25 protein-coding genes, 1 tRNA gene and 1 riboswitch are annotated in these 25880 nt (G+C 70.4%); of the genes, 10 read left to right on the top strand and 16 right to left on the bottom strand.

Annotated features, from left to right (window positions below):
• Positions 1-17 precede the first annotated feature (17 nt).
• The 9 genes from MWM45_RS15600 to MWM45_RS15560 form a co-directional block, all read right to left on the bottom strand.
• Positions 18-1685 (bottom strand): helicase HerA-like domain-containing protein, encoded by a 1668-nt coding sequence (locus MWM45_RS15600; protein ID WP_247827225.1) that lies wholly within the window; start codon positions 1683-1685, stop codon positions 18-20.
• A gap of 88 nt (positions 1686-1773) precedes the next feature.
• Positions 1774-3135, bottom strand: a complete 1362-nt coding sequence (locus MWM45_RS15595; protein ID WP_247827224.1) for an ABC transporter ATP-binding protein — start codon at positions 3133-3135, stop codon at positions 1774-1776.
• A gap of 38 nt (positions 3136-3173) precedes the next feature.
• Positions 3174-4022: a carbohydrate ABC transporter permease gene (locus MWM45_RS15590; protein ID WP_247827223.1), complete on the bottom strand. Its 849-nt coding sequence runs from the start codon at positions 4020-4022 to the stop codon at positions 3174-3176.
• Positions 4022-4969, bottom strand: coding sequence for a carbohydrate ABC transporter permease (locus tag MWM45_RS15585; RefSeq protein WP_272496064.1), 948 nt, complete (start codon positions 4967-4969; stop codon positions 4022-4024). The genes MWM45_RS15590 and MWM45_RS15585 overlap by 1 nt, the downstream gene beginning before the upstream one ends.
• A 56-nt stretch (positions 4970-5025) precedes the next feature.
• Entirely contained in the window at positions 5026-6345 is a 1320-nt protein-coding gene (locus MWM45_RS15580; RefSeq protein WP_418909702.1) for an extracellular solute-binding protein, read from the bottom strand.
• Positions 6346-6511: 166 nt separating this feature from the next.
• Positions 6512-6943, bottom strand: coding sequence for an aspartate 1-decarboxylase (gene panD / locus MWM45_RS15575; protein WP_247827222.1), 432 nt, complete (start codon positions 6941-6943; stop codon positions 6512-6514).
• A gap of 107 nt (positions 6944-7050) precedes the next feature.
• Positions 7051-7121, bottom strand: a tRNA-Gly gene (locus MWM45_RS15570).
• Between the two features lie 26 nt (positions 7122-7147).
• On the bottom strand, positions 7148-7576 hold the full coding sequence (locus MWM45_RS15565) for a protealysin inhibitor emfourin (protein ID WP_247827221.1): 429 nt from the start codon (positions 7574-7576) through the stop codon (positions 7148-7150).
• Entirely contained in the window at positions 7573-8628 is a 1056-nt protein-coding gene (locus tag MWM45_RS15560; RefSeq protein WP_247827220.1) for a M4 family metallopeptidase, read from the bottom strand. Before MWM45_RS15560 ends, MWM45_RS15565 begins: the two co-directional genes overlap by 4 nt.
• Positions 8629-8710: 82 nt before the next feature.
• Between MWM45_RS15560 and MWM45_RS15555 the strand changes: the two genes are divergently transcribed.
• Complete coding sequence (locus MWM45_RS15555; protein ID WP_247827219.1) at positions 8711-9565, top strand: tryptophan 2,3-dioxygenase; 855 nt, start codon at positions 8711-8713, stop codon at positions 9563-9565.
• Positions 9566-9609: 44 nt separating this feature from the next.
• The gene (gene dcd, locus MWM45_RS15550) at positions 9610-10185 is read left to right on the top strand and encodes a dCTP deaminase (RefSeq protein WP_247827218.1); all 576 of its coding nucleotides are present in this window, start codon (positions 9610-9612) and stop codon (positions 10183-10185) included.
• Positions 10186-10194: 9 nt separating this feature from the next.
• Here the strand turns inward: dcd and MWM45_RS15545 are convergent, their stop codons facing one another.
• On the bottom strand, positions 10195-11583 hold the full coding sequence (locus MWM45_RS15545; RefSeq protein WP_247827217.1) for an MFS transporter: 1389 nt from the start codon (positions 11581-11583) through the stop codon (positions 10195-10197).
• 152 nt (positions 11584-11735) lie between these two features.
• Between MWM45_RS15545 and MWM45_RS15540 the strand changes: the two genes are divergently transcribed.
• The 7 genes from MWM45_RS15540 to MWM45_RS15510 all read left to right on the top strand — a co-directional run bounded on the left by MWM45_RS15540 (position 11736) and on the right by MWM45_RS15510 (position 18633).
• Complete coding sequence (locus MWM45_RS15540) at positions 11736-14732, top strand: Na+/H+ antiporter subunit A (RefSeq protein WP_247827216.1); 2997 nt, start codon at positions 11736-11738, stop codon at positions 14730-14732.
• Positions 14729-15274 (top strand): Na(+)/H(+) antiporter subunit C, encoded by a 546-nt coding sequence (locus MWM45_RS15535; RefSeq protein ID WP_247827215.1) that lies wholly within the window; start codon positions 14729-14731, stop codon positions 15272-15274. Before MWM45_RS15540 ends, MWM45_RS15535 begins: the two co-directional genes overlap by 4 nt.
• Positions 15271-16881, top strand: a complete 1611-nt coding sequence (locus MWM45_RS15530; protein ID WP_247827214.1) for a Na+/H+ antiporter subunit D — start codon at positions 15271-15273, stop codon at positions 16879-16881. The genes MWM45_RS15535 and MWM45_RS15530 overlap by 4 nt, the downstream gene beginning before the upstream one ends.
• The gene (locus tag MWM45_RS15525) at positions 16878-17426 is read left to right on the top strand and encodes a Na+/H+ antiporter subunit E (protein ID WP_247827213.1); all 549 of its coding nucleotides are present in this window, start codon (positions 16878-16880) and stop codon (positions 17424-17426) included. Before MWM45_RS15530 ends, MWM45_RS15525 begins: the two co-directional genes overlap by 4 nt.
• Positions 17423-17680 (top strand): MrpF/PhaF family protein, encoded by a 258-nt coding sequence (locus MWM45_RS15520; protein WP_247827212.1) that lies wholly within the window; start codon positions 17423-17425, stop codon positions 17678-17680. The genes MWM45_RS15525 and MWM45_RS15520 overlap by 4 nt, the downstream gene beginning before the upstream one ends.
• Positions 17681-17684: 4 nt before the next feature.
• Positions 17685-18089, top strand: a complete 405-nt coding sequence (mnhG, locus tag MWM45_RS15515) for a monovalent cation/H(+) antiporter subunit G (protein ID WP_269076561.1) — start codon at positions 17685-17687, stop codon at positions 18087-18089.
• 169 nt (positions 18090-18258) lie between these two features.
• On the top strand, positions 18259-18633 hold the full coding sequence (locus MWM45_RS15510; protein WP_247829258.1) for a response regulator transcription factor: 375 nt from the start codon (positions 18259-18261) through the stop codon (positions 18631-18633).
• A gap of 29 nt (positions 18634-18662) precedes the next feature.
• Here MWM45_RS15510 and MWM45_RS15505 read toward each other — a convergent pair whose 3' ends face one another.
• From MWM45_RS15505 to MWM45_RS15485, 5 genes are all read right to left on the bottom strand, one after another.
• Complete coding sequence (locus MWM45_RS15505; protein WP_247827211.1) at positions 18663-19940, bottom strand: Y-family DNA polymerase; 1278 nt, start codon at positions 19938-19940, stop codon at positions 18663-18665.
• Positions 19933-20289, bottom strand: coding sequence for a LexA family protein (locus tag MWM45_RS15500; protein ID WP_043443376.1), 357 nt, complete (start codon positions 20287-20289; stop codon positions 19933-19935). Before MWM45_RS15500 ends, MWM45_RS15505 begins: the two co-directional genes overlap by 8 nt.
• A 219-nt stretch (positions 20290-20508) precedes the next feature.
• Entirely contained in the window at positions 20509-21765 is a 1257-nt protein-coding gene (locus MWM45_RS15495; RefSeq protein ID WP_247827210.1) for a glycosyltransferase 87 family protein, read from the bottom strand.
• Between the two features lie 70 nt (positions 21766-21835).
• The gene (locus tag MWM45_RS15490) at positions 21836-23401 is read right to left on the bottom strand and encodes an FAD-dependent monooxygenase (RefSeq protein ID WP_247827209.1); all 1566 of its coding nucleotides are present in this window, start codon (positions 23399-23401) and stop codon (positions 21836-21838) included.
• Positions 23402-23420: 19 nt separating this feature from the next.
• Positions 23421-24068, bottom strand: a complete 648-nt coding sequence (locus MWM45_RS15485) for a 4a-hydroxytetrahydrobiopterin dehydratase (protein ID WP_247827208.1) — start codon at positions 24066-24068, stop codon at positions 23421-23423.
• A 95-nt stretch (positions 24069-24163) separates the two neighbouring features.
• Between MWM45_RS15485 and MWM45_RS15480 the strand changes: the two genes are divergently transcribed.
• On the top strand, positions 24164-25291 hold the full coding sequence (locus tag MWM45_RS15480; protein ID WP_247827207.1) for an FUSC family protein: 1128 nt from the start codon (positions 24164-24166) through the stop codon (positions 25289-25291).
• Positions 25292-25344: 53 nt separating this feature from the next.
• On the opposite strand, the gene MWM45_RS15475 is transcribed toward MWM45_RS15480, so the two are convergent.
• Entirely contained in the window at positions 25345-25605 is a 261-nt protein-coding gene (locus tag MWM45_RS15475) for a DUF4235 domain-containing protein (RefSeq protein WP_247827206.1), read from the bottom strand.
• A 134-nt stretch (positions 25606-25739) separates the two neighbouring features.
• Positions 25740-25864, top strand: a riboswitch (TPP riboswitch).
• Positions 25865-25880: the final 16 nt, after the last annotated feature.

Genomic DNA, 25880 nt, shown 5'->3' with positions numbered 1-25880 from the left:
GACCGCGGCGCATGGCGTCAGTACCACCGCCGTGCGCGGCGCCTGGTCCCGAAGAGCCCGCGCGCCAGTTCCTTGCCGATCACACCGGCCGCCTTCAGCGCCAGGTCGGTCATCTCGCTCCGGTCGGGCCCGCGGCGGCCGGCCGGTCCGCCGGTGCCCTGCTCGTGGTCCTGTGCAGGCACCCGTCCCGCGCGGGGGCGGGACGGGATGCCGAGGATGTCCTCCTCGATGCGGCGCGCCTCCGCGTCCCGTTCCTCCCGCGAGGCGCCCGGCGCCGGGAGCGGGGCCGGCGGCGCGGAGCCGGGCAGCGGTGCTGCGGCGGCCCGGGGGGAGGGGCGCCCGGCCAGCTTCTCGAACGCGGAGTGGCTGTCGATCGCCTCGCGGTAGCGGGACAGGAGCAGGGAGCCCGCGACGACGGCGGGCACGGTGCCCTCCGGGGCCCGGCCCATCACCGATTCGGGGGAGCGCAGGCGCGTCCAGGCGACCGGGGTGGGCGCGCCCCGCTCGTTCATGACCGTGACGACGGCCTCGCCGATGCCGGCCGACGTCAGCACCTCCTCGAGGTCGTAGGGGCTCACGGGGAAGGTCGAGACGGTGGCGCGAAGGGCTTTCGCGTCGTCGGGCGTGAAGGCGCGCTGGGCGTGCTGGATCCGGTTGGCCAGCTGTCCGAGGACGTCCCCGGGGATGTCCTTCGGCGTCTGGGTGACGAAGAAGATGCCGACGCCCTTGGACCGGATGAGCCGCACCGTGGACTGGATGGCTTCCCGGAAGGCCTTCGACGATCCGTTGAAGAGCAGGTGCGCCTCGTCGAGGAAGAACACGAGGCGGGGCTTGTCGACGTCGCCCACCTCGGGGAGCTCGGCGAACAGGTCCGCGAGCAGCCACATGAGGAAGGTGGAGAAGAGGCGCGGTTTCTGTTGGACGGTGACGAGCTCCAGTGCCGTGATGACGCCCCGGCCGTCCGGCGCGGTCCTGAGGAGATCGGCGGTGTCGAACTCGGGCTCTCCGAAGAAGCCCCCCAGGCCCTGGGCCTCGAGCGTGACCAGCTCGCGGAGGATCACGCCGGCCGTCGCCTTCGACAGCCCGCCGAGCGCCTCCAGCGCCTCCCTGCCGTCCTCCGAGGTGAGGAAGCCGATGACGGCGCGGAGATCCGCCAGGTCGTGCAGCTCCAGGCTGTTCCTGTCCGCGTAGTGGAACACCAGCTGGAGGCTCGATTCCTGCGTCTCGTTCAGGTCCAGGACGCGGCTGAGGAGCAGGGGCCCGAAGGAGGAGATGGAGGCCCGGACGGGGACGCCGGCGCCGTCCCCGCCGAGGGACAGGAACTCGACGGGGAAGGCCCTCGGCGTCCAGTCCTGGCCCACGCTCGCCGTGCGCTTCGCCAGCCGGTCCGACGCCGTCCCGGGCGCGGTGAGACCGGTGAGGTCGCCCTTGATGTCCGACAGGAAGACGGGGACGCCCTGCGCGGAGAGCTGCTCGGCGAGTACCTGCAGGGTCACCGTCTTGCCGGTCCCCGTGGCGCCGGCGATCAGTCCGTGCCGGTTCATCATGGCGAGGGGGAGGCGGACCTGCGCGTCGGTGTGGAGGGTGCCGTCCACGAGGGCGGCCCCGAGGTGCAGCGTGGGCCCCTCGAAGACGTACCCGGTGCTGATGGCGGTGACCTGGGCGGCGCCGTCGTGTTCGACCATAGGGCCAGACTACACAGCAGGACCGGCACCCTTCCGAGTGCCGGTCCTGCTGCGTCATGCGAGAGTGCGCCGTGCGGGAGGAGGCCCGTCAGCCTGCGGCGTGCTTGCCGCCGGCCGCCGTCGCACCACCGGTCCGTCCGGCGTCGACGGTGGTGTTCCCGCCGGTCGCGCCGTTGCCGCTCCCGAAACCACCGGAGTCCGCCCGGCCGTCGGCCTGCTGGGCGGTCGCGATCTCCTCGGCACGCTCCTCGGCGGCCTCACGGGTCAGCGCGGCGCCCGCTTCGGCATCACGGGTCAGGTTCTCCCCGGACTCGGCATCGAAGAGATGGAGCTTCCGGGTGTCCACCCAGAGCTCCGACTCACGCCCGCCCCGGATGCGGCTCGAGGCGTCGAGGGTGACGACGACCTGCGGGCGCAGTTCGTCGGCGTCCATGTCGCGCGCGAGACCGTCGAGCAGCTCCCGCATCTCGGGTGCCGGATCGAAGTTGATGTACCCGTACTGCTCGTTGCCGAGCCACTCGGTGTGCGTCAGGGTCGCCGCGAAGGTGGAGCCGTGGGGCCTCTTGCTGTCCTCCACCAGCTTCGCGTCCTCGAAGAACTCGGGCCTGACGCCCACGAGGACCACCCTCTTGCCGGCCGCCTTCTGGGCCTTGTCCTGGGGGATCTCGAGGTCGCCGATCGCGGTCTTGAGGGTTGTGCCCTCCAGGGTGGCCGGCAAAAAATTCATCGACGGCGAGCCGATGAAGCCGGCGACGAACAGGTTCCTCGGCTGCTCGTACAGCTCGCGCGGCGAGGCGATCTGCTGCAGCTCGCCCTTCTTCAGGACGGCCACGCGGTCGCCCAGGGTCATCGCCTCGGTCTGGTCGTGGGTGACGTAGACCGACGTGACGCCGAGGCGCCGCTGCATCTGCGAGATCTCCGAGCGCATCTGGCCACGGAGCTTGGCATCGAGGTTGGACAGCGGCTCGTCGAAGAGGAAGGCGTCCGCCTGCCGCACGATCGCACGGCCCATCGCGACGCGCTGCCGCTGGCCGCCGGAGAGGTTCGCCGGTTTGCGCTGCAGGTGGTCGGTGAGTTCCAGGGTCGCCGCGGCCTCCGTGACGAGCTTGTTCACCTGCTCCTCCGAGTGCTTGCCCTTGGCCAGGCGCAGGGGGAACGCGATGTTCTCGTACACGGTGAGGTGCGGGTACAGGGCGTAGTTCTGGAACACCATCGCCAGGTTGCGGTCGCGGGGCGCCTTGTCGTTCACGCGCTGCCCGTCGATCAGGAGGTCGCCCTCCGTGATGTCCTCCAGGCCCACGATCATGCGCAGCAGCGTGGACTTCCCACAGCCGGACGGACCCACGAGGATGATGAACTCGCCGTCCGCGATGTCGATGCTGATGTCGTTGACGGCGGGGAACCCGTCGCCGTATTTCTTGACCAGGTGGTTGAGGGTGATTGAAGCCATGGTGCGAATCCTTTTCTTGAGCGCGCCGTGAAGGGGCGTTAGCCCTTGACGGCGCCCGAGGTCAGGCCTGAGACGATCTGGCGTTGGAACAGCAGGACCAGCAGGACGACCGGGATCGTGACGATGATCGCGGCCGCCGAGATGGCACCCGTGGGTGACTCGAACTGCGAGGCTCCCGTGAAGAAGGCGAGCGCCGCCGGAACCGTGCGAGCCGCTTCGGTGGAGGTGAGCGAGATGCCGTACACGAAGTCGTTCCACGCGATGAAGAACGCGATGATCGCCGTCGTGAAGACACCCGGGGCGGCCAGCGGCACGATCGCCTTGCGGAACGCCTGCCACGTCGTCGCCCCGTCCACCTGGGCCGCCTGCTCCAGCTCCCACGGGATCTGCCGGAAGAACGCGGCAAGGGTCCAGATGGAGATGGGGAGGGTGAGCGAAAGATACGGGATGATCAGGCCGAGCCAGGTGTCGTAGAGACCGATGGTGCGCCACAGGTTGAACAGCGGCGTCACGATCGAGATCACCGGGAAGATCGAGACGGCCAGCGCCGTCGTCAGGATGACCTTTTTCCCGGGGAAGTCCAGGCGGGCGATCGCGTAGGCGCACAGCGTCGCCAGGACGACGGCGATGAACGTCGCGATCAGGGCGATGCCGACCGAGTTGCGCAGCGCCGAGAGGAACAGGCCCTGGGCGTCACCGACGAGGATCTGCTCGTAGTTGCTCGTCGTCGCCGTGCCCGACGACGGGAGGAACTTACCGCTCGTCAGATCACTGGGCGTCTTGAAGGACGTGGCGAGGATCGAGAAGACGGGGAACAGCGCGTACACGAGGACGAGGACCGAGACGATCGCCCACAGGACTTTTCCCTTGGTGCTGGTGTTCGTCATTACTTTCCTCCCTGCGATCCCGCGAGATCGACCTTGAACAGCTTGATCGCCACGAAGCAGATCAGCAGGACGCACACGAACAGGAGCACGGACACGGCGGAGCCCAGCCCGATCTCGAGCCTGCTGATCGATTGCCGGTAGGCGAGCAGTGACAGCACTTCCGTTCCGTAGGCGCCGTTGGTCATGATGAACACGTTGTCGAAGATGCGGAAGGCATCCAGTGCCCGGAAGAGCACCGCGACCATGATCGCGGCCTTCATGTTGGGGATGACGACCTTGCGCATCTGCTCCCACCAGGTGGCGCCGTCGACCTTCGCCGCCTCGGTGAGCTCGTCCGGGACCTGGGCGAGGCCGGCGAGGAGCAGCAGCGAGATGAACGGCGTGGTCTTCCAGATCTCGGACGCCATGATGACGAACAGGGCCGTGCCGCCCTGGGCGAACCAGTTGAGGTTCTCGTCGATACCGGGCACCCAGCTGAACCAGTTGTTCACGTAGCCGGAGTTGATGTCGAACGCGTAGAACCAGGCGAACGCCGACACGACGGTGATGATGCCGTACGGCACGAGGATCGCCGTGCGGAGCGGTCCGCGGACGGACTTCAGGGCCTTGTGCATCACCAGGGCGAGGGCGAAGCCGAGCACGAGTTCGACGACCACGGTGACCACGGTGATGAACACGGTGGTCCGGAGTGCGATCCACCAGACCGGGTCCGTGAGGATCACCGCGTAGTTCTCGACGCCGATGAAGGCCCGCTCCTCCGGAGCTGTGAGACGGAACTGGAAGAGGGAGTCGTAGACCGCTTGGAGGATCGGGTACAGCGTGACGGCCAGCATGACGAGGAACGCCGGCCCGGCAAGCATCCAGCCGAGTCGCCGTTCCGCGCGTGCCCGGTCGCTGTACTGCTTCCGGGGCTTCTTGCCGTTGCCGTTGCCTTTGCCCACGTCCAGCCGCGGGCCGGGCTCGGTGGACGACGCCGTCGTGGTCTTCGCTGGAATGGCGGAGGTCACAGGAGTTGCTCCCCTCTGAGGACCGAGATGATGAAGTCGCTCGACGTCTCCGGAGTGGTCTCGGGATCGACGCCTGCGGGCGGCGCCCAGGTCTGCTGGATGCCGGTGGAGACCTCGTTGTAGAACGGGGTCTGCGGACGGGGCGCCGCTGCTCGCAGGGAGTCCCTGATGGTCTCCGACATCGGGAAGGACTCCTCGATGCGCGGATCCTCGTAGGCCTCAGTGTTCGCCGGCGGGTTGCCGTTGGTCACGAAGTACTCGGCCTGGTTCTCGACCGAGACGATGCATTCGATGGCCTCGAAGGCCAGCTCCGGGTTGTCGCTCTTCGCTCCGACGCCGAGGTTGATGCCGCCCAGCGGGGGTGCGGCCTCCTCGTCCTCCGCCATGCGCGGGTAGATACCCCAAGCGATGTCGTCGAGGACCGCCTGGTCCAGCGTGCCGGCCTCGACCGCGGCGACCGTGGCGGGCCAGACGAAGGGCCAATTGACCATGAAGGAGCCCGAATCACCCTGGAAACCGATGAGGGAGGCGTTCTCGTCCGCCGTGGGAAGGCCGGGACCGCCCAGGCCGTCCTCGCCGATGGTGGAGATCACCTCGGCCGCGGCGACGCCTGCGTCGGTGTCCAGCCCCAGTTCGATGGTCTGCGCCGTGGCCTCCGGGTCGACGAGGATCGATCCGCCGGCCGATTCGATGAGCGCGTTGACCCACACCGTCATGGATTCCCCCTGCTGGCCCTGTACTCCGAGGGTCTTGTCCTGGCTCCGGGCGGCCTCCATGACCTGCTCCCAGGTGACGGGTCCGCTCATGTCGAGGCCCGCGGCCTCGGCGACCGACTTCCGGTACCACAGGATCTGCGTGTTGGCCCAGAAGGGCACCGTGACGAGCTCGTCCTTCCAGGTCGCCCCGGCGATGGCACCCTCCACGACGTTCTCGGTGGTGGCCTCGGCGACGTCGTCGGGCACCGGCGCGAGGAATCCAGGCTCGGCCAGTTCGGGGACGAACGGTGGATCGAGGCTCATGATGTCCAGCGACGTGTCTCCCGCAGCGAGTCGGCGGGCGAGCTGTTCGCGCTGCGACGCGGCATCGTTCGGGAGGAGCGAGGTCTCGATGCGGTAGCGGCCCTCGGACTCGTCGCTGCATCTCTGGGCGATGGCGGCCTGACCGCCGGCATCGGGGTTGATGTACCAGGTCAGGCTGTTGTCGGCCTCCGCGGGGCCGCACCCGCTCATGGCCATCGTGCCGATCACCAGGCCCGCCAGGACGACGGCCCTCGGGCGGTTCTTCACTGCATTGCGCGTTCTTCGACTAGTCGGCATTCGTACCGAGCCTCCACATCCTCGTAGACAGCCCGGCTGACGGTTCTATCGAATCGACAGCCTAAGCAAGCTTGCTTTTCGACCCTATGCCCTGCGGGCGGGATGCGCTAGGCAGCCTGCTTGGTGTTACAGGTCCGTGTCCGAGGCGGCGCCTCGGACACGCGGCTCAGGTGGAGACGGTCGTGTTGTCCAGGGCGAACGGGGGCCGCTCGAGACCCTCGGTGACGGCCTCGGCCGGGTCGGACCCCAGCTCGACGATCCGGTTGTCCGCGTCCACGTGGACGACCGTGGGCGTGAACGCTCGCGCTTCCTCGGTGGTCATCTGCGCGTAGGTGATCAGGATGACCAGATCACCCCGGTGCACGAGGTGCGCCGCGGCGCCGTTGATGCCGATCACGCCCGACCCCCGGACGCCCGCGATGGTGTACGTCTCGAGCCGGGCGCCGTTGGTGATGTCGACGATCGACACGAGTTCGCCGGGCAGGATGCCGGCGGCGTCGAGCAGGTCGAGGTCCACGGTCACCGAGCCGACGTAGTGCAGATCGGCATGCGTGACCGTGGCGCGGTGGATCTTCGACGCGAACATTGTGCGATTCATCGCCTCAAGGATACTGCCGATCCAGCGGGACGGGGGCAAGTCAGGGGGGTGTCCTGGGCCACACGCGGCGCACGTGGAGGGCCCCGCCGGGGGAGGTGGGAGAAGAGAGCGGGCGACGGGAATCGAACCCGCGTATCGAGCTTGGGAAGCTAGCGCTCTACCATTGAGCTACGCCCGCACTGCAGTTGAAACTGCTCCATCACCTTACAACAGTTCTTCCGGCGTGCCGTCCTCGACGCCGGAGGAGCGGTCGGTGCCCCGTGCGGGCACCCCGCCCTCGCCCGGTCCGGGGGTGCTCCGGGTGGCCTCGCGGGCCCGCTCGATCAGCTCCCGCCACGGCTCCGCGAGCCGGCTCTCGGGCACGGACACCTCGGTGTAGCCGACGGTGATGCGGTAGGTGAACCGGTCCCGCGCCGCGTCCGGCGGCGGCGGGCCGGCGTCCCGCTGCCGCACGCCCGCCCCGGGAGCTGCTTCCCCTTCAGCTTCCGCTTCCCCTTCAGCTCCAGCTTTGGCTTCGGCTTCCGCTTCGGCGAGCGGCAGCCAGCGCTGCTCGGCCTCCGCCCGGCCGACCTCCAGACTCCATGTCCGCGTCAGCCCGCCCACGCCCCCGGACCGGGTGATGACGATCCTCACGGCAGGACGCCCACCGCGGACCACGCGTCCGCGACCGCCGCGCGGCCGGCGGCCCCGAAACGTGCGCGCGCGGCGTCCGTCGTGGCGGCCGCGAAGGTGGGGAAATCGCAGTCCGGCGGGATGCTCCCGCTGAGGACGGCGTCGTACCAGACCCGCCCGGCGCCCTCCCAGGCCCGGCCGCCCATCGCGGTGGCAGCGAGGTAGAAGGCATGGTTGGGGATCCCGGAGTTGATGTGCACCCCGCCGTTGTCCGACGCCGTCTCGACGTAGTCCGCCATGGTCGCGGGCTGGGGATCCCTGCCCAGCACGTCGTCGTCGTACGCCGTTCCCGGCGCCCGGAGCGACCGCAGGGCGACGCCCTGCACGTCCGCCGTGAAGAGGCCTGCGCCTACGAGCCAGGACGCCGAGGCGGCGTCCTGCCCGAGGTGCCGCTGTTCCACGAGCACCCCGAAGACGTCCGAGAGCGATTCGTTCAGCGCGCCGGACCGGCCCTGGTACTCCAGGTTCGTGGAGTACTGGGTGAACCCGTGGGCGAGTTCGTGGCTGATGACCGTGAGGGACGCCGTGAAGCGGCCGAAGATCTCGCCGTCGCCGTCGCCGAAGACCATGCGCTCGCCGTCCCAGAAGGCGTTGTCGTAGCCGGTCCCGTAATGCACCGTGGCGTCCAGGGCCATGCCGGCGCCGTCGATCGAGGAGCGCCCGTACTCCTCGCTGAACAGCCGGTAGGTGAACCCCAGTCCGTCGTAGGCCTCGTCGGCGGCGGGATCGCCCGTCGCCGCGGCTCCCTCGCCCCGGACGAGGTCCCCGGGGAGCTCCTCCCGGCCGCCGGCGTCGTGGATGCGGCGTGTCAGCGTCCCGACGACGGCGGGCCGGCGCCGCACCGGAGCACGCAGGGCCTCCGCGCGGGCGTGCCTCAGGGGGTCCAGTTCCCGCAGGGCGTGGCGTGCCGCGTCGGCCGCGACGGCGTAGCGGGCGTCCTGCAGGGCAGCGAGGCGCATGAGGAGGTGCGGTGGGACGATGCTGCAGGGGGTGCGTGGCGTGGTTCGCGGCATGGGGGTCTCCTTCGACTGGTCCCCAAGGTAGACCTGCGGACCGACATCCCCGCGGCACCCCGCGGCACGTAGGCTTGGCCGCATGAGCGTGGAGCGGAACACCCGCGACCTGGAGCAGGGCATCGAGCGGGACTTCTCGGACAAGATGAGCTACGGCTCGTATCTGGAGCTGGACCGGCTGCTCGACGCGCAGCACCCCGTGAGCTCGCCGGAGCACCACGACGAGATGCTGTTCATCATCCAGCACCAGACCTCCGAGCTGTGGCTGAAGCTCGTGCTGCACGAACTCCGCGCCGTCCGCGTGCACCTGCGGGCCGACGACCTGCGGGCCGCGATGAAGGGCATCGCCCGCATCAAGCACATCCAGCGTTCGCTGACCGAGCAGTGGTCCGTCCTGGCGACCCTCACGCCGTCCGAGTACGCGGAGTTCCGCGGTGACCTCGGGTCCTCGAGCGGCTTCCAGTCCTACCAGTACCGCGCCGTCGAGTTCCTGCTCGGCAACAAGAACGCCGCGATGATCGAGGTGTTCGACGCCGACCCTGCGGCGCGTGCCCTGCTCTCGGAACTCCTGGTGACGAGCAGCGTGTACGACGAGTTCATCGCCCTCCTGGCCCGGCGGGGCTATGCCGTCCCGGGGGATCTGCTCTCCCGCGACGTCAGCCTCGCCCACGAGTTCAGCCCCGCGCTCGTCGCGGTCTACAAGCAGGTCTACGAGGACGCCTCGGGCCACTGGGACGTCTACGAGGCGTGCGAGGAACTCGTGGACCTCGAGGACAACTTCCAGCTGTGGCGCTTCCGGCACCTCAAGACGGTCGCGCGGACGATCGGGTTCAAGGCGGGGACGGGCGGCTCCTCCGGCGTCGGCTTCCTGCAGCGGGCCCTCGAGCTCACGTTCTTCCCCGAACTCTTCGCGGTCCGCACGGAGATCGGACGCTGATCCGCGGCGGGGGACCACGCCTGCCGGACTGGTAACTTTGGACGGTGCTGATCTCCGACCGCGACATCCGAGCAGAACTGGCAGCCCAGCGGATCGTCCTCGAACCGCTCGATCCCGCGATGGTGCAGCCCTCCAGCGTGGACGTCCGCATCGACCGCTATTTCCGGCTCTTCGACAACCACAAGTACGCACACATCGACCCCGCCGAGGACCAGCCGGAGCTCACGCGCCTGGTGGAGGTGGCGCCCGACGAGCCGTTCATCCTGCACCCCGGTGAGTTCGTCCTCGGCTCCACCTACGAGACGGTCACGCTGCCCGACGACATCGCCGCACGCCTCGAGGGGAAGTCCTCCCTCGGCCGCCTGGGGCTGCTCACCCACTCCACCGCCGGGTTCATCGACCCCGGCTTCTCCGGCCACGTGACCCTCGAGCTGTCCAACATGGCCACCCTGCCGATCAAGCTGTGGCCGGGATCCAAGATCGGCCAGCTGTGCTTCTTCAGGCTCACATCCCCCGCCGAGCACCCCTACGGTTCGGGCGAGTACGGGAACCGGTACCAGGGCCAGCGGGGCCCGACGGCGTCGCGCAGCCACCTGAACTTCCACCGCACCGGCATCTGATCCGCGGGGTCAGGCCTCCGGCACGACGGCGCGCGTCACCTGCGCCGGCGGCCTGACCGGCAGCAGGAGGAGGAGCCCCGCGAGGAGGACCACGAGGATCCCGACCACCCCGTAGAGCTGCGAGCCGAAGATGCCGATGCACAGCGCGAACAGCGCCGGGGCCAGGAAGCTGACGGCCCGGCCGGTCGTCGCATAGAGGCCGAACAGCTCCCCCTCGTCGCCGACCGGGGCGAGGCGCGCGAGATAGCCGCGGGAGGACGACTGCGCCGGGCCGACGAAGAGTGTCAGCAGCAGTCCGAAGACCCAGAACGTCGTATCCGCGGTCCAGTCCATGCCGAAGAAGGAATACGATCCGGTGCCGAGGACGAGGATCGCCGTCCCCGCGACCAGCAGGCCGATCAGGGCGCCGATGATGACCCGCTTGGGCCCGATGCGGTCGTCGAGGAACCCGCCGACGACCGCCCCGATCGCCGCGATCACGTTCGCCGCGATGGCGAAGACGATCACCATGCTCGTCGAGAATCCGAAGGTGCCCGCTGCCAGGATGCCGCCGAAGGTGAACACCGCCGCGAGTCCGTCCCGGAAGACGGCGCTCGCCAGCAGGAAGAAGATGGTGTGCGGGCTCTGGCGGTAGATCGCCTTCACGCGGCGCAGGAGCAGGCCGTAGGAGGCGAGGAACGCCACCTGGGCCGCGGCGGCCTTCCGGGGGACCTCCGGGACGGTGAACATCACGGGCAGGGCGAACGCCGCGAACCACAGGGCGGAGAAGACGGCCACGAGGCGGATGTTCAGTCCGTCCTCGCTGGAGGCCCCCGCCCAGTCGACGACGGGCTCGATGAAGACCACGAGGACCACCACGAGGGCGACGATGCCGCCCACGTAGCCCATGGCCCAGCCGAATCCGCTGACGCGCCCGATCGTCGCCGGCGTCGAGACCTGCGTCAGCATCGCGTTGTAGTTGACGCCCGCGAACTCGAAGAAGATGTTCGCCGCGGCGATCAGGGCGACGCCGAGGATCAGCATCTCCGGGCTGGGGAAGACGAAGAAGCACAGGGCCGTCAGGACGGCGACGATCGCGCTGTTCACCCCGAGCCAGAGCTTCCGGTGCCCCCCGCTGTCGGACCGCTGCCCGATCACGGGGGCGAGCAGCGCGATGAGCAGGCCGGCCGCCGCGAGGCCCCATCCGAGGACCTGCGACGCGCGTGCCTCGCCGCCGAACGCGTCCGAGGTGAGGTACACCGTGAACACGAAGGTGGTCATCACCGCGTTGAAGGCCGCCGACCCCCAGTCCCACGATGCCCAGGCCAGGACGGGCCGGCTGAAGATGCGGCCGGAGCCGCGGGGAGGGGTGGAGGCGGGTGCCTCCGCCGGCAGCGGAAGCGGCTCATGGGTGCTCATACGGTGAATGCTAGCGCCGCATGATCCCTCCCACGCCGAGGCGCCCCGGCCCCGTCCGAGCGGGCGCAAGGGGAGTAACACTGAAATGTTGAAGCAATTCCGCCGATAGACTGACGGAGCCCGACCGGCCCCCAGCGGAAGATCGAGACCCCATGCTCACCGTGCTGCTCGCGATGTTCGTGCTGGCACTCGGGGCGCCCGTGCTCTTCGCCCGATTCGGACGGTCGGCCTTCTTCGTCCTCGCCGCCGCTCCCGCCGCCGGCTTCGTCTGGCTCCTCACCCGACTCCCGCAGGTCCTGGCCTCCGACCAGGCAGCGCCGAACGGCAGTCCCGGTGCCCCGCCGTCGCTCACCATCCCCTGGATCCCCAGCCTGCAGATCGAGCTGACCTTCCGGCTCGATGCCCTCGCGGCGGTCCTGTGCATCCTGATCCTCGGCGTCGGCGCCCTCGTCCTGTTCTACTGCGCCCGCTACTTCAAGAACGATGATCCCGACGTCGGCGCGTTCGGCGCCCAGCTCCTCGCGTTCGCCGCGGCGATGTTCGGTCTGGTCACCGCCGACGACCTGATCCTCATGTTCATCTTCTGGGAACTGACCACGATCCTGTCCTACCTGCTCATCGGGTACTCGCGGCAGCGGCTCTCCGCCCGACGCTCCGCCCTGCAGGCGCTGATCGTGACGACGTTCGGCGGCCTGGCGATGCTGGTGGGCCTGGTCATCCTGGGGCAGGAGGCCGGGACCTACCGCATCTCCGAGATCCTGGCCGACGCCGGGACCCTCGCGGCCGGCGGCCTGCTGATCGACGTGGCGATCGGTCTCGTGCTGGTCGGTGCCATCACGAAGTCGGCGCTCGTCCCCTTCCACTTCTGGCTGCCGGGGGCCATGGCCGCGCCCACGCCCGTCAGCGCGTACCTGCATGCGGCGGCGATGGTGAAGGCCGGTGTCTTCCTGGTGGCGCGCTTCGCCCCCGGGTTCTCGGAGACCGCCTTCTGGTACCCGGTGATCTTCGGGCTCGGCATGGCCACCATGCTGCTCGGCGGCTGGCGCGCGCTGCGCCAGTTCGACCTCAAGCTCGTGCTGGCGTACGGGACGGTGAGCCAGCTCGGCTTCCTGACCATGGTGGTGGGTCTCGGGGGGCGCGACGGCGCCCTCGCCGGCCTCGCGCTGCTGCTGGCGCACGGGTTCTTCAAGGCCACGCTCTTCCTGGTGGTCGGCATCATCGACCACCAGTCCGGCACCCGCGACCTGCGGGTCCTGTCCGGGGTGGGCGCCACCTCGCCCGCCCTGTTCGCCGTCGCCCTCGTCGCCGCCGGATCGATGGCCGGGGTGCCGCCGCTGCTGGGCTTCGTGGCCAAGGAATCGGTCCTCGAGGCGTTCGTCCACCGCGCGGAGGGCGGGATCGCCGGCACGCTCCTGCTCGGCGGGATCGTCCTCGGGTCCATCCTCACCTTCGCCTACAGTGCGCGCTTCGTGTGGGGCGCCTTCGCGCTGAAGCACGGCCAGCCGCAGACCCCGTTCCAGCGGGTCCGGACGTCCTTCCTGCTGGCGCCCGCCGTGCTCGCCGTCGCATCCGTGCTGTTCGGGCTCTGGCCCGCACCGCTGGACGCGGTGATCCAGCCCTACGTGGCCCTGTTCCCGGCCGAGGGCGAGGCGCCGTACCTGGCCCTCTGGCACGGCGTCAACCTGCCGCTGCTCCTCTCGGTCGTCACGATCGTGGCCGGCACGGCGCTGTACCTGCTGCGCTCGCCGTTCGAACGGCTGCAGGGGCGCCTTCCCGCGGTCCGGGAGGCGGAGGTGGTGTACCGCTCGCTGATCGGCGTCCTCGACGACGTCGCCGTGTGGATCACGGGGCGCACGCAGCGCGGCTCGCTGTCCTTCTACCTCTTCGTCATCCTGACGACCGCCGTCGTCACCCCGCTCGCGGCCCTCGTCCTGTTCGACGCCCCCATGCCGTCCGCCATCAGGATCGCGGAGTCGCCCGCGCAGGTCGTCGCGGCGCTGGTCATCATCGTGGGCATCATCGCCGCGCTCCGGTCCACCAAGCGGTTCATGGCCGTCCTGATGGTCGGGATCACCGGGTACGGCATGGCGGCGATCTTCGCGCTGCACGGCGCCCCCGACCTCGCCCTCACCCAGATGCTCGTCGAGACGATCGTGCTGGTCGCCTTCGTGCTCGCGCTGCGCTCCCTGCCGGCCCGGCTCTGGAACCGCGCGGGGAGCCGGCACCGGGTCCTGCGGGCCGGGCTCGGTGTGGCCTTCGGCGGGATCATGGCCGTCATCGCCATGTCCGCCATGGCCTCGCGCAACGCCGCGCCCATCTCCCTCGCGTACCCGGCGATGGCCTACGACGACGGCGGCGGCGCCAACGCCGTCAACGTCCTGCTCGTCGACATCCGGGCCTGGGACACCTTCGGGGAGATCACCGTGCTGGCGATCGCCGCGACGGGGATCGCGAGCCTCATCTTCGTCCGGGGCCGCGGCGACACGCGGCGCCGGGCCCACGGCGTCGAGGACGGTTCGGTGGACCGGGGCCAGGAGCCGCTGGACGCGGCCGGTCGGGCCGGCGCCGCCCGGGAGCTCGCGGCGCGGTTCACCGATGTCCCCCGCGACCCCTGGCTCGTGGCGGGCAGGACCCTCGCGCCCGAGCGCCGGTCGATCATCTTCGAGGTCATCACCCGGCTGCTCTTCCACACCATCATCGTGCTGTCCATCTACCTGCTCTTCGCCGGTCACAACCTGCCGGGCGGGGGCTTCGCCGGAGGACTCACCGCAGGGCTCGCCCTCGCCATCCGCTACCTGGCGGGCGGACGGTTCGAGCTGGCCGAGGCCAGCCCGGTCAGCGCCGGCGCGCTGCTGGGTATCGGGCTCGCGATCGTCTCCCTCACCGCGGCCGCGCCCCTGCTGGTCGGCGGCGCGGTACTGGAGAGCTACATCCTCGAATTCTGGCTGCCGGTCTTCGGCGACGTGAAGTTCGTGACGTCCACCATCTTCGACATCGGGGTCTACATCATCGTCGTCGGTCTCGTCCTGGACGTCCTGCGCAGCCTGGGCTCGGAGATCGACGAGCGCAGCGAGGCTGAAGGCCCCATCGAGGAGGCCTCCGGGTCCGATGCGCTCGTCCCGCCCGCCGTCGAAGGAGTCCAGCCGTGACCGTCAACCTCACGCTGATCGTGCTCATGGCGGCGTTCTTCGCCGCCGGGATCTATCTGCTGCTCGAACGGAGCCTGACCCGCGTGCTGCTCGGCCTGATCCTGCTCGGCAACGGCGCGAACATCCTGATGCTCGCCATGAGCGGAGGCGGCGGGAAGTCGCCGCTCTACGTCCCGGGGACCCCCGCGGAGGAGTACACGGACAGCCTGCCGCAGGCCCTGATCCTGACGGCGATCGTCATCACGTTCGCGGTCACGGCGTTCATGCTCGGCATCATCTACCGTTCGTGGGTCCTCGGCCGCGAGGACGACGTCCAGGACGATCCCGAGGACCGGCGCGTCGCGGACCAGGACAGCTACGACTGGGAGGACGACGCCGACGTCGTCGCCGAGACCTCGGAGTTCTTCGACGACGACGACGACGCCCCGGCCGGGCGCAGCGGCGCGACCGCCTACGACGGCGCCGCCACGCTCGAGGTGGGCACCGCCCGTAGCGACGATGATCCTGCTGCCCGGACGCGCCGGCGGGAGGATCGCCGGTGATCGCCGCCGATCTGGCCCCCCTGGCGATCGTCCTGCCGTTCCTCGGGGCGGCCGTCACGTTCCTGCTCATCCGGCACTCGCGGGCGCAGCGGGCCGTCAGCATCTCCACGCTCAGCGTGACCCTGATCGTCGAGGTGGTGATGCTGCTCGCAGCCCCTGCCACGGGGACCCACGCGGTGAGGCTCGGCGGGTGGGAGCCCCCGTTCGGCATCGTGCTCGTGGTGGACCAGTTCTCCGCCCTGATGCTCGTCGTGTCCTCCGCCATCAGCCTCGCGGTGCTGATCTACGCCGCCGGCCAGGGCATGGCCGACGGCGACGAGGACGGACCGGTCTCGATCTTCCACCCCACCTACCTGATCCTCGTGGCGGGGGTGTCCAACGCCTTCCTGACGGGCGATCTCTTCAACCTGTACGTCGGCTTCGAGATCCTGCTGACCGCGAGCTACGTCCTCATGACCCTGGGCGGCACCGCGCCGCGCATCCGCGCCGGGGTGACCTACGTCGTCGTCAGCGTGGTGTCCTCCATGCTGTTCCTGATCGCGATCGCGATGATCTACGGGGCAACCGGAACGGTCAACATGGCGGACCTCGCGGTGAAGCTGGAGACGGTGGACCCGGCGACGCAGATGGTGCTCCATCTCATGCTGCTCGTGGCCTTCGGGATCAAGGCCGCGGTCTTCCCGCTGTCCTTCTGGCTGCCGGACTCGTACCCCACGGCGCCCGCCCCGGTGACCGCCGTGTTCGCCGGCCTGCTGACCAAGGTGGGCGTCTACGCGATGGTCCGCGTCGAGACACTCCTCTTCCCCGGCGACCGCATCAATTCGCTCCTGATGATCGTCGCGCTGCTCACGATGGTGGTGGGCATCCTCGGGGCGCTCGCGCAGTCGGACATCAAGCGGCTCCTGTCCTTCACCCTCGTCAGCCATATCGGGTACATGGTCTTCGGGCTGGCCATCTCCTCGCGGATCGGCCTCGGGGCCGCGGTCTACTACGTGGCCCACCACATCACCGTGCAGACGAGCCTCTTCCTCGTCACGGGACTGATCGAGCGTCGGGGCGGGACGGCGAACGTCGACCGCCTCGGCGGACTCGCGAAGCTCTCGCCGCTCCTCGGCATCCTCTTCTTCCTGCCCGCCATGAACCTCGCCGGGATCCCGCCGTTCTCGGGCTTCCTCGGCAAGCTCGGGCTGATCCAGGCCGGCGTGGAGCTCGGCACGCCGCTCGCGTACGCGCTGGTCGCCGGGGGAGTGCTGACGAGCCTGCTGACCCTCCTGGTCATGGCCCGGGTCTGGAACCGGGCGTTCTGGCGCAGCCCCGCGGACGCCGAGGACCCGGACCCCATCCTGCTCGCGAGCAAGGCCGACGGCTCCAGCGTGGGCACCTCCCGCCATGTGACGGGCGAGGACACCGGGCGCTTCGCCGGCAAGGATCCGGTGACGCTCCTGCCGCGGACCATGACGGGACCGACGATCGGCCTCGTCGCCCTCGGCCTCGCCCTGATGGTCCTCGCCGGGCCGCTGTTCGAGCTGAGCGACGACGCGGCCCAGGAGATGCTCGACCGGACCCCCTACATCGAGGCAGTGCTCGGGCCGGGGGCGGACGGATGAGCCGCCAGCGCATCCCCCTCATCACGGAGCTGCCGCTCGTCATCTGGCTCGTCCTCGTCTGGGGGGCCCTGTGGCAGGATTTCGGCCCCGGCAACCTGGTGTTCGGGGCGCTCATCGCGTACGCCGTCGTGAATTTCTTCTACCTGCCGCCCGTCGAGCTGACGGGGCGGTTCAACGTGCTGTGGGTCGTCCCGTTCCTCGGCCGGTTCCTGTACCGGCTGGTGGTCGCCAGCGCCGAGGTGTTCTGGCTGGCCGTGACGCGGGGTCCCTCCCTCCGGAGCGCCGTGGTGGCCGTCCAGCTGCGCAGCCGTTCGGACTTCCTCGTCACGGCCACGGGGCACGCCATCTCGCTGATCCCGGGCTCCCTCGTCCTCGAGGTCGACCGCTCCACGTCGACCCTCTACCTCCACTGCCTGCACATCCGGACCGAGGAGGACGCCGAGGCCATCCGGCGGGACGTCCGCGCCACGGAGGTCTGGCTCATCCGGATCATGGGGAGCCGCAAGGACCTCGACGCACTCACCGCCGAGGAGGCACGCCCATGACGGTCGCCGTGTATGTCGCCGGGGGAATATTGACGATCGCCGTCCTGCTGGCCCTGTACCGGGCCGTCCGCGGACCCTCGATCCTCGACCGCGTCCTGGCGCTCGACGTCGTCCTGGCGGTCGTCGGCGCGGGACTGGTCCTGAACATGGTGATGGGCCGCCACCTGGACAACCTCGTGCTGCTCGTCACCATCTCGCTCATCGGGTTCATCGGCTCCGTCACCGTCGCCCGCTTCGTCACGGACAGGAAGTAGCGGCGTGGTGAACGATGTGATCGTCTCGATCCTCCTGATCGGCGGTGCGCTCATGTCCCTGGCAGCGGGGATCGGCCTCGCGCGCTTTCCGGACCTGCTCTCCCGCATGCACGCCGCGACCAAGCCGCAGGTCCTCGGGCTGCTGCTGTTCCTCCTCGCGCTCGCCGTGGAGTTCGAGAGCTGGGTGCTCGTCCCGGTACTGGTGCTGTGCTGGATCTTCCAGCTGCTCACCAGCCCCGTGTCGGCGCACATGGTGGGCCGCGCCGGCTACCGCACGCGGCACCTGCGGCGTGACCTGCTCACCCTCGACGAGCTCGACGACGTCGTGGCGCGGGCCGCCGAGGGTGAGCCCGCCGGCCCCGGCCGGGCCGGAGAGACACGCCCGGAAGCGGGCGACACCCCGGCCTGACCGTCCCTGCGGCCCCGGCCCCCGGGACGGCGAGCGGCCGGGCCCGGCACCCGGCCTGACCGGCGCGTCGAGCGGTGGCAGGACGCCGCCCTCCCACCGGGTCGCCGCCGAAAACGGTAAGGTAGCTGATGATCACGGCGACGACACGGGAGGAGGTCCGGGAGTGGAGATGCTGCAGCGCAGCGCAGTCGTCATCGAGGACGACGCCGATATCCGCCGGCTGCTCGTCATCGTGCTGTCCGGACGCCGGTTCACCGTGTACGAGGCCGGCACCGGGGCGGAGGGCCAGCGCCTCGTCGACGCGGTCCAGCCGGACCTCATCACGCTGGACCTGAACCTGCCGGATGTGGACGGCCTCGACCTGTGCCCTCGGCTCCGGGCCCATTCGGACGCGCATATCCTCACCATCTCCGCGCGGCCCCCGCACCTCACCGAGGAGCAGTGCCTGGCGGCGGGGGCCGACCAGTTCATGGCGAAGCCCTTCAGCCCGCGGGCGCTCCGCGCCTACCTCGACGGGGTGTTCCTCAGCGTCGACGCCGCGTAGCGCCGGATCCGGGCCGCCGCGCGCCACGCTTAGCGGGCCTTGACCACCGGCAGCTCCGACCACTTCGTCGTGTAGTGCGGTGAGAGCATGTCCCGCTTCATGGTCCAGTCGGACCCGGCCTTCAGGCCCGCGTGCCCCAGCCCGATGGCCGACCGCCCGAAGCGCCGGCCGACGTCCTGCAGGAGGGGTCCCGTGTCCTTGAGCACCGGACCCTCGGCGGGCAGCAGGGTGTCCTGGGCGCCCGTGGGCCTGAGGTCGGTGACGACGACGCCGGCGCGGATGTACGGTAGGCCCTCCTCGATCAGGGGGAGGAGCGTGTCCGCGGCACGCGACAGTTCGAGGGGATCCGCCGTGTGCGCCGGGAGGGGGACGCAGACGGTAGGCGAACTCTTCCGGCCCGCGCTGAAGGGGGACGTGGCGGCGAAGGCCGTGATGACCCGCCCCTGCAGGTGCTTCCTCGTCAGGCGGGAGGCGGCGCCCTGCGCGTAGACGCTGAGGGCCTGGTGCATCGCCTCCCTGGTGCTCACCGGGGTCCCGAAGGAGCGGGAGTAGAGGACCTGCTCGTTGCCGGTGGACTCGCGTCCCGTGATGCACGGTGTGCCCTGCAGTTCCAGGACGGTCCGCATCAGGACCACCGAGAAGCGCTTGCGGACGGCCACCGGGTCCGCGGTAGCGAGATCCCAGGCCGAGTCGATGCCGATCGCATTCAGTCTCCGCGCGTTCTTCGCCCCGACCCCCCAGACGTCCGAGACCGCGAGCCGCCGGAGGAGGGACCGCCGGTTCTCCTCGGGGACGAGGCTCCAGTGGCAGACGCCGCCGAATTCCGGATTGCCCTTGGCCCAGCGGTTGGCGAGCTTGGCGAGGGTCTTGGTCGGCGCGATGCCCACGCACACGGGCAGCCCGACGTTGCGGCGCACGGTGGTCCGGATTTCCGTGCCGGCGCGCCGCTGGGCCTCCTGTGGTCCGGAGAGGGTCAGGAAGGCCTCGTCGATGCTGTAGATCTCGAGGTTCCCGGTGTAGCGGCCGAGCAGTTCCATGACGCGGGCGCTCAGGTCGCCGTAGAGCTCGTAGTTGCTGGAGCGCACCTGCAGCCCCCAGCCGCGCGCCTGGTCCGCGATCCTGAACCACGGCGTGCCCATCGTGATGCCGAGGGCCTTCGCCTCCGGGCTGCGGGTGATGACGCAGCCGTCGTTGTTCGAGAGCACCACGAGGGGCCGGCCTTCGAGCGACGGGTCGAAGGCCCGCTCGGCGGAGACGTAGAAGTTGTTGACGTCGACGAGCGCGATGCTGCTGCCGTGCTCAGACACGGTGCAGGCACCGGGTGGCGACGCCCCAGATCACGAGGGAGTCGGGATCGGGGACGGGGATGGGCGGGTACTCCGGGCCGGCAGCGACGAGGGCCACCCCGGAGGAGGTGATGCGGATCCGCCGGATGACGAGCTCGCCGTCGAGCACGGCGATGACCACCGCGCCGTCCCGCGGGCGCAGGGCGCGGTCGACGATCAGCTCGTCCCCGTCGGAGATGCCGGCACCGTCCATGGCGTCCCCGGAGACCCGCACGATGTACGTGCTCGTGATGTCCCTGATGAGGTGGCGGTTGAGGTCGATCCGGTCCTCGAACCAGTCCTGGGCGGGTGAGGCGTATCCCGACGGCATGAGCGAGCCGCCCTCGGCCGCGCCGACCGGCCGGCCCAGCGCCGCCCCGGGCGCACCGGAAGCATCCATCGCCTCCTCCTCCCCACCCTTGTTCCTCACCGACCGCTCACCGACGCGTCGGCCGTCACCGTGCCGGACTCCGAAGCCTAGACGCTGCTACCGACACCGGAGCGGGGCACCAGGGAACGGGCGGATGCCGGGAGGCGGCGGTCGGCCGTCCTACCGCCGGCTCAGCGGCGTCAGGGGTGCCGTTCCGGGCACGCTGCTCGGCAGCAGTCGAAGCTGCCGCACAGCCCACCCGAGGACGACGACGACGAGCAGGTTGCGTGCCGAGAGCAGGAGTGCGACGCCGGGGTGCAGTGCCTCATGCAGCTGGATGTAGAAGATCGGGTAGACGAGCGTGGTCAGGACGGCGATCAGGACCATCAGGGCGCTCGGGACGATCCACCGACGGCCGTTCAGGGCCACACCCACCGAGATCACGGCGACCAGCCAGAGCATGAACTGGGGAGAGCCCACCTTGTTGAAGACGATCAGGGCCCCGACGAGGGCAAGGGTCCCGGTGACGACGAGCTGGGCGCGGTCGGCCCCCTTCCTCAGCGCAGCCACCATGAGCAGGGCGATGGACGCCACGGCGAGGCACAGGAACGTGTCCATCAGGGCGGCCAGGGGCTCCGCGAGCGAGCCGCGGATCTCCATGGTGTGGATCTCCGCGTTGAACTCCACGGTGGTCGCGTCGCCGAGGATCGCCTGCCACAGACCGGGTGTCGCGAGGGGTGCCTCGAGCTGCATCCCGCGCTCGCCCTGCGTCGACAGGAAGCCGGCGACGTTCCCGAGCCCGCCCCTGGACGCGGCTACTCCGACGATCACCCCGGACACCAGGAGGCCGGCGAGGACGACCCGCGCCCTCGCCCGGGCCGTGATGAGGAGCGCGAGCACGGCCGCTGCCGGCCAGACCTTGATCCAGGTGGCCAGCGACAGGACGGAGGACGCGAAGACCGGGTGGGCGGCTGCGCAGATCAGCCCGACGACGACGAGGGGTCCCGTGACACCGTCCACACGGGCGAAAGCGACCGGCCCGAGGATCGCCGTGAGCAGCGTCCAGAGATAGGCGGCCTGCCACCCGTAGCGCGTGGCGCCGCTGTTCAGCAGGGCCAGCACGGCGGTCAGGTTCAGGACCAGGCACAGCAGGTACCACCCCAGCAGGTAGGGCTCCTGACCCAGGAGGCCGGCGGCGATCATCGGGAGCATCGCTCCCGCCGGGTACACCCAGGCATCGTCGATCCCCAGCCAGGTGCCCGTGCTGAAGCCGTGGAACGCCCAGTGGCGGTACAGGATCACATCGCCGTAGGTCTCGCCGGCGATGATGCGGGGAAGCAGCAGGACGAAGGCGAGGACGTGGACGGCCGCGAAGACCGCGAGGACCGAGGACCGCCGGGCCGGCAGTGCGGTCAGGTCCGGGCGTGGCGGGGTCATGGGGGGCTTCCTGCTGGTGGTCACCGGGCTGCACCACGATAGCAGCCGCGCAGCACCGGCCGGGTGTCCGTCAGGGCCGTTCGTCCTTCCCCGCGGGAGGCGCGGCGGGCGAGGGGGCGCGCGCCGCGCGGAACACGGCGACGGCCTCGGCGGGTGCGGACGCGGCGGCCACGAAGCCGTCCGGCCGCACGAGGTACAGGGTGCCGGGCCGCAGGGGGGTGGAGCCGGTGGAGCCGAAGCTGTGCAGCGGGAGCCCGAGTTCGACGGCGGCGGCTTCCGCGCGCCGTGCCGCCGCCGGGTCGGGGGCGTACAGGTGCAGCTGCCAGGACGCCGACCGCAGCGCGTCGAAATTGTCCCCGGTCCACTGCAGCCGGCGGCCGACGACGGCGTCCCTGCGTCGTCCCTCCTGCGCACCCTCCATGCGGTAGTGGATGCGCACCTGGCCGAGGTACCCGGCCAGACGGCGGCCGATCGGCAGGCGGGGGAGCACTGTGACGATGACGGGCACCACCACCCGCGGCACGAAGCGGCGCACCAGGACCGCCGTCCTCGACGTGGAGATGAGCCCGCGGAACGCGGTGTCCGTCGTCTGCAGGAGGCGCACGGCCACGGGGCGGCGCTCCGCCCCGTAGCGGTCGAGGAGCGCATCGGGGGCGCGCCCCGAGATGACGTCGTGGAGCTTGAACGCGAGGTTGTGGGCGTCCTGGAGTCCGGTGTTCATGCCCTGCGCACCGACCGGCGAATGGACGTGGGCCGCGTCGCCCGCGAGGAACACGGAGCCGGTCCGGAAGCGCGCGGCGATCCGGTGATGCACGCGGTAGGTGGAGAACCACCGGGAGTCCTCATAGGTGACGCCGAAGCCCTCGGCCATGCGGCGGCGTGCACCCTCCTCGGTGATGTCCGGGGCGTCGTCGTCGCCGGCCGTACCGATGAGGCGCTGCCCGGTTCTGCCGTCCTCGGCGGACCGCATGGGGAACGCGAGCAGGAAAGCCGTGGCACCGAGGCGGACGTTGACGGACGCAGGGTTCAGCCCGTCGACGCCCACCGCGTCGACGAGGTAGAAGCTCTGCCGGCTGGTGGTGCCCTCGAAGTCCGTGCCGCACAGGGACCGGACGGTGGAGCCCGCTCCGTCGCAGCCGACCGCGAACCGCGCGCGGATCGTCGACGGCCCGTCCGGGCCCTCGACGACGGCGAGGACGCCGTCGCCGACCTGTTCCAGCGACACCAGCCGGTGCCGCCACCGCACGGTCCCGCCGAGGGTGCGCAGGTTGTCGCCGAGGATCCGCTCGTTGGCGCTCTGCTCCAGGACGTGGATGCCCGGGTACGGCGTGATCCCCCGGCCCAGTCCGGCGAGCGGGACCGGCGCGAAGGAGGCATGTCCGAAGCCCTGCCGGACGGACTCCACGCGCACCGCCTCGGCCAGCACGCGGTCGATGACCCCGAGCTGGTCGTAGATCTCCAGGGACCGCGAGTGCACGCCGAGGGCCCGGGACTCGACCGTCGGTCCGTCCTTGCCATCGATCAGCGCGATGCGCCTTCCCAGCTTCACGAGCCAGTTCGCGAGCATCAGGCCCGTGGGGCCCGCACCCACCACGAGGACCTCGATGTCCTCCTGTGCTGCGCCCTCGTGGGTCATGGTCGTCTCCGCGGTCCGTTCAGCGGTCGAGGCTGGTGCAGACGCAGGCGCGATTGCCCTCGGCATCCGCCAGGACCGTGAACGACGGCGCCCGCGTGTCGTCGACCACGCGTCCGCCCGCGGCCACGGCGGCGGCGATCCGGGCCTCCGCGGCATCGTGCGGCACCCAGAGGTCGAGGTGGAAGCGCTGACGCGGCGTCTCGTGCGCGTCGGTGTGCTGGAACCACAGGGTCGGGACGCGCCCGCCCGGGTCCGCGACGTCGTCGCCGTCCACCGCGGTCGCGTCCCCGGTCAGCAGGGCGGCCCAGAACGGGCCGAGGGCCGCGACGTCGGCGGTGTCGAGGGCGAGCTCGACGACGGCGGGCGCCGCCGGGTCCGCCGGGATGCCGCGTTCAGCCGCGATCGCGCTGATCCGGCGCGCGAGGTCGACGTCACGCTCCGTCACCCCGGAGGCGTCGTGGCTGAGGAGCGTGACGTCGACGTGCGGGTAGGTCAGCACGACGTCGGGGTGGTGGCCGGCCTGCTCCGCGAGGTCACCGATCGCCGTGACGAGGGCGAGGCCCGTGGCGAAGTCGCCGGTCACGAAGCGGGCGTGCAGGGCCCGGGCGAGCTTGCGCCAGTCGGCCAGGCCGGCGTCGAGGATCTGCTGCGTGGTGAGGTTGGTCATGCCGCCAGTATGCAACGTGCCCGCATCCGGGAGAAGGGGCGGGCCACCCCCGCCGCCGCGGATCGGACGCCAAGGTTCGGCTGCCATACTGCGGGATGCCCACAATCAGGATCCACCCGGGCCTCGGCGTGCTCGCCGCCCGCTTCGACGGCGACCTCAGGGAGCGGCTGCGGGCCGCGGTCCTCACCCCGCAGCTCCTCCTGGCGGTCAAGGCCGCCTTCGCCGCGGCGCTCGCCTGGACCATCGCCCAGGCCATTCCCGGGACGCCGGCCGAGTACCCGTACTACGCGCCGCTGGGTGCGCTGCTGGCGATCTACCCGACGGTGGCTGGCACCGTCAAGCTCGGCCTGCAGACCGTCGTCGGGCTCACGATCGGGATCCTCCTCGCGTTCGTCGCGGTGTGGGCGGGGGACCCGAACTGGGTCACCATCGCGTTCGTCGTCGGGGTGGGCGTCCTCCTCAGCGGGGTGCTCAAGAGGACGGCCGGCGGCGGGTCGGGGATCGCCTCGGCCGGACTGTTCGTGCTCGTCATCGGCAACGAGAACCTGGGGTATTCGCTGGGCTACCTCGTCCAGACCCTCGTGGGGGTGGGCGTGGGCCTCGCGGTCAGTGCGCTCATCCTGCCGCCGCTCCACCTCAATGACGCGGTGGGCCAGATGAGCGGCCTCCGGCGGACGGCGGCACGCCAGCTCCAGGAGATGGGCGAGGCACTCGAGGAGGACTGGGCCGGGGACGACCCGCGGTGGGGGGAACGCCGCGACGACCTCACGGCGTCGGTCCGGAACGCCCGGAGCGCCCTCCAGTACGCGAACGAGAGCAGGAAGGGCAACGTCCGGCGGCGCCTCCATCCGCGGGACATGCGCCGCGACTACCGGCACGTCGAAGTCCTGGAGATCGTCGCCTCGCACACCCTGAACATCACCAACATGCTGCAGGACGGGCTCCACGGGACGGCGACCGAGCAGTCCCTCCCCGAGGCGGTCCGCCCGCCCCTGCAGGAGGCCTTCACCGCCGTCGGCAACGTCCTGGACCTGTGGACGGTCGAGGAGTGCAGCGACGAGAACCTCCACGACGCGGAGCGGACCCTGAAGGTGCTCGAGACCGCAGCCTACGAGTCGTCCACCGAGACGGTCCCCTTCGGCTCGGCGGCCGCGATCGGCATGAACCTCCACCGCATCCTGCAGGCCGTCAGGCCCGAGCTGGGCGTCGAGGGGGAGTCCTGACCGGCACGCGGAAGGGGCGCCCCGAAGAGCGCCCCTTCCCTGGTCCGTGCGGCTCAGGTGACGTCGGCGGTCTTCGCGGCCCGGGCGATCGCCTTCTGCGTCGAGCGGTTGGTGAGCACCTGGATAGTGGTGCTCACCGCGCCCGAGATGATGGCGAACAGTAGGGCCGAGCGCAGCGAGTTCTCCAGTCCGTCCGTGCTCTTGGGCGGAGCGTCGCCCGTGATCTTCTCCCACAGGAAGTCGACGAGCTTCGTCCCGATGAAGCCCGCGCCGACGCTCATTCCCACACCGAGCAGCTTGAACACCACAGTCATGGTTTCTCCTTCTCATCCGAATAGTCCTGCATCCAGCCTAGTCGGGCTCTGGGGGTGCGAGTGCGGCTCGCGGAGTCGCGAAGACCGGCAGGCGGCATCCCGATCCGCAGGTGTAGGATCGGGAGCGCTCAAGCAACACACGACAGGGGAGCGCCGATCCGCAGCATGCTGCCGGGACGGGCGCTGAGAGTGCGGAATGCCGCAGACCCTCGAACCTGATCCGGTTAGTACCGGCGAAGGGAGTCGAGTTCTCGGGGTGCGCGACGACCGCGCGC

The organism is Arthrobacter antioxidans (assembly GCF_023100725.1).
In the GTDB taxonomy this organism is placed as follows: Bacteria; Actinomycetota; Actinomycetes; order Actinomycetales; family Micrococcaceae; genus Arthrobacter_D; species Arthrobacter_D antioxidans.
Note: the sequence above shows the minus strand (reverse complement) of the source record. Positions and strands in the feature narration are given on the sequence as shown.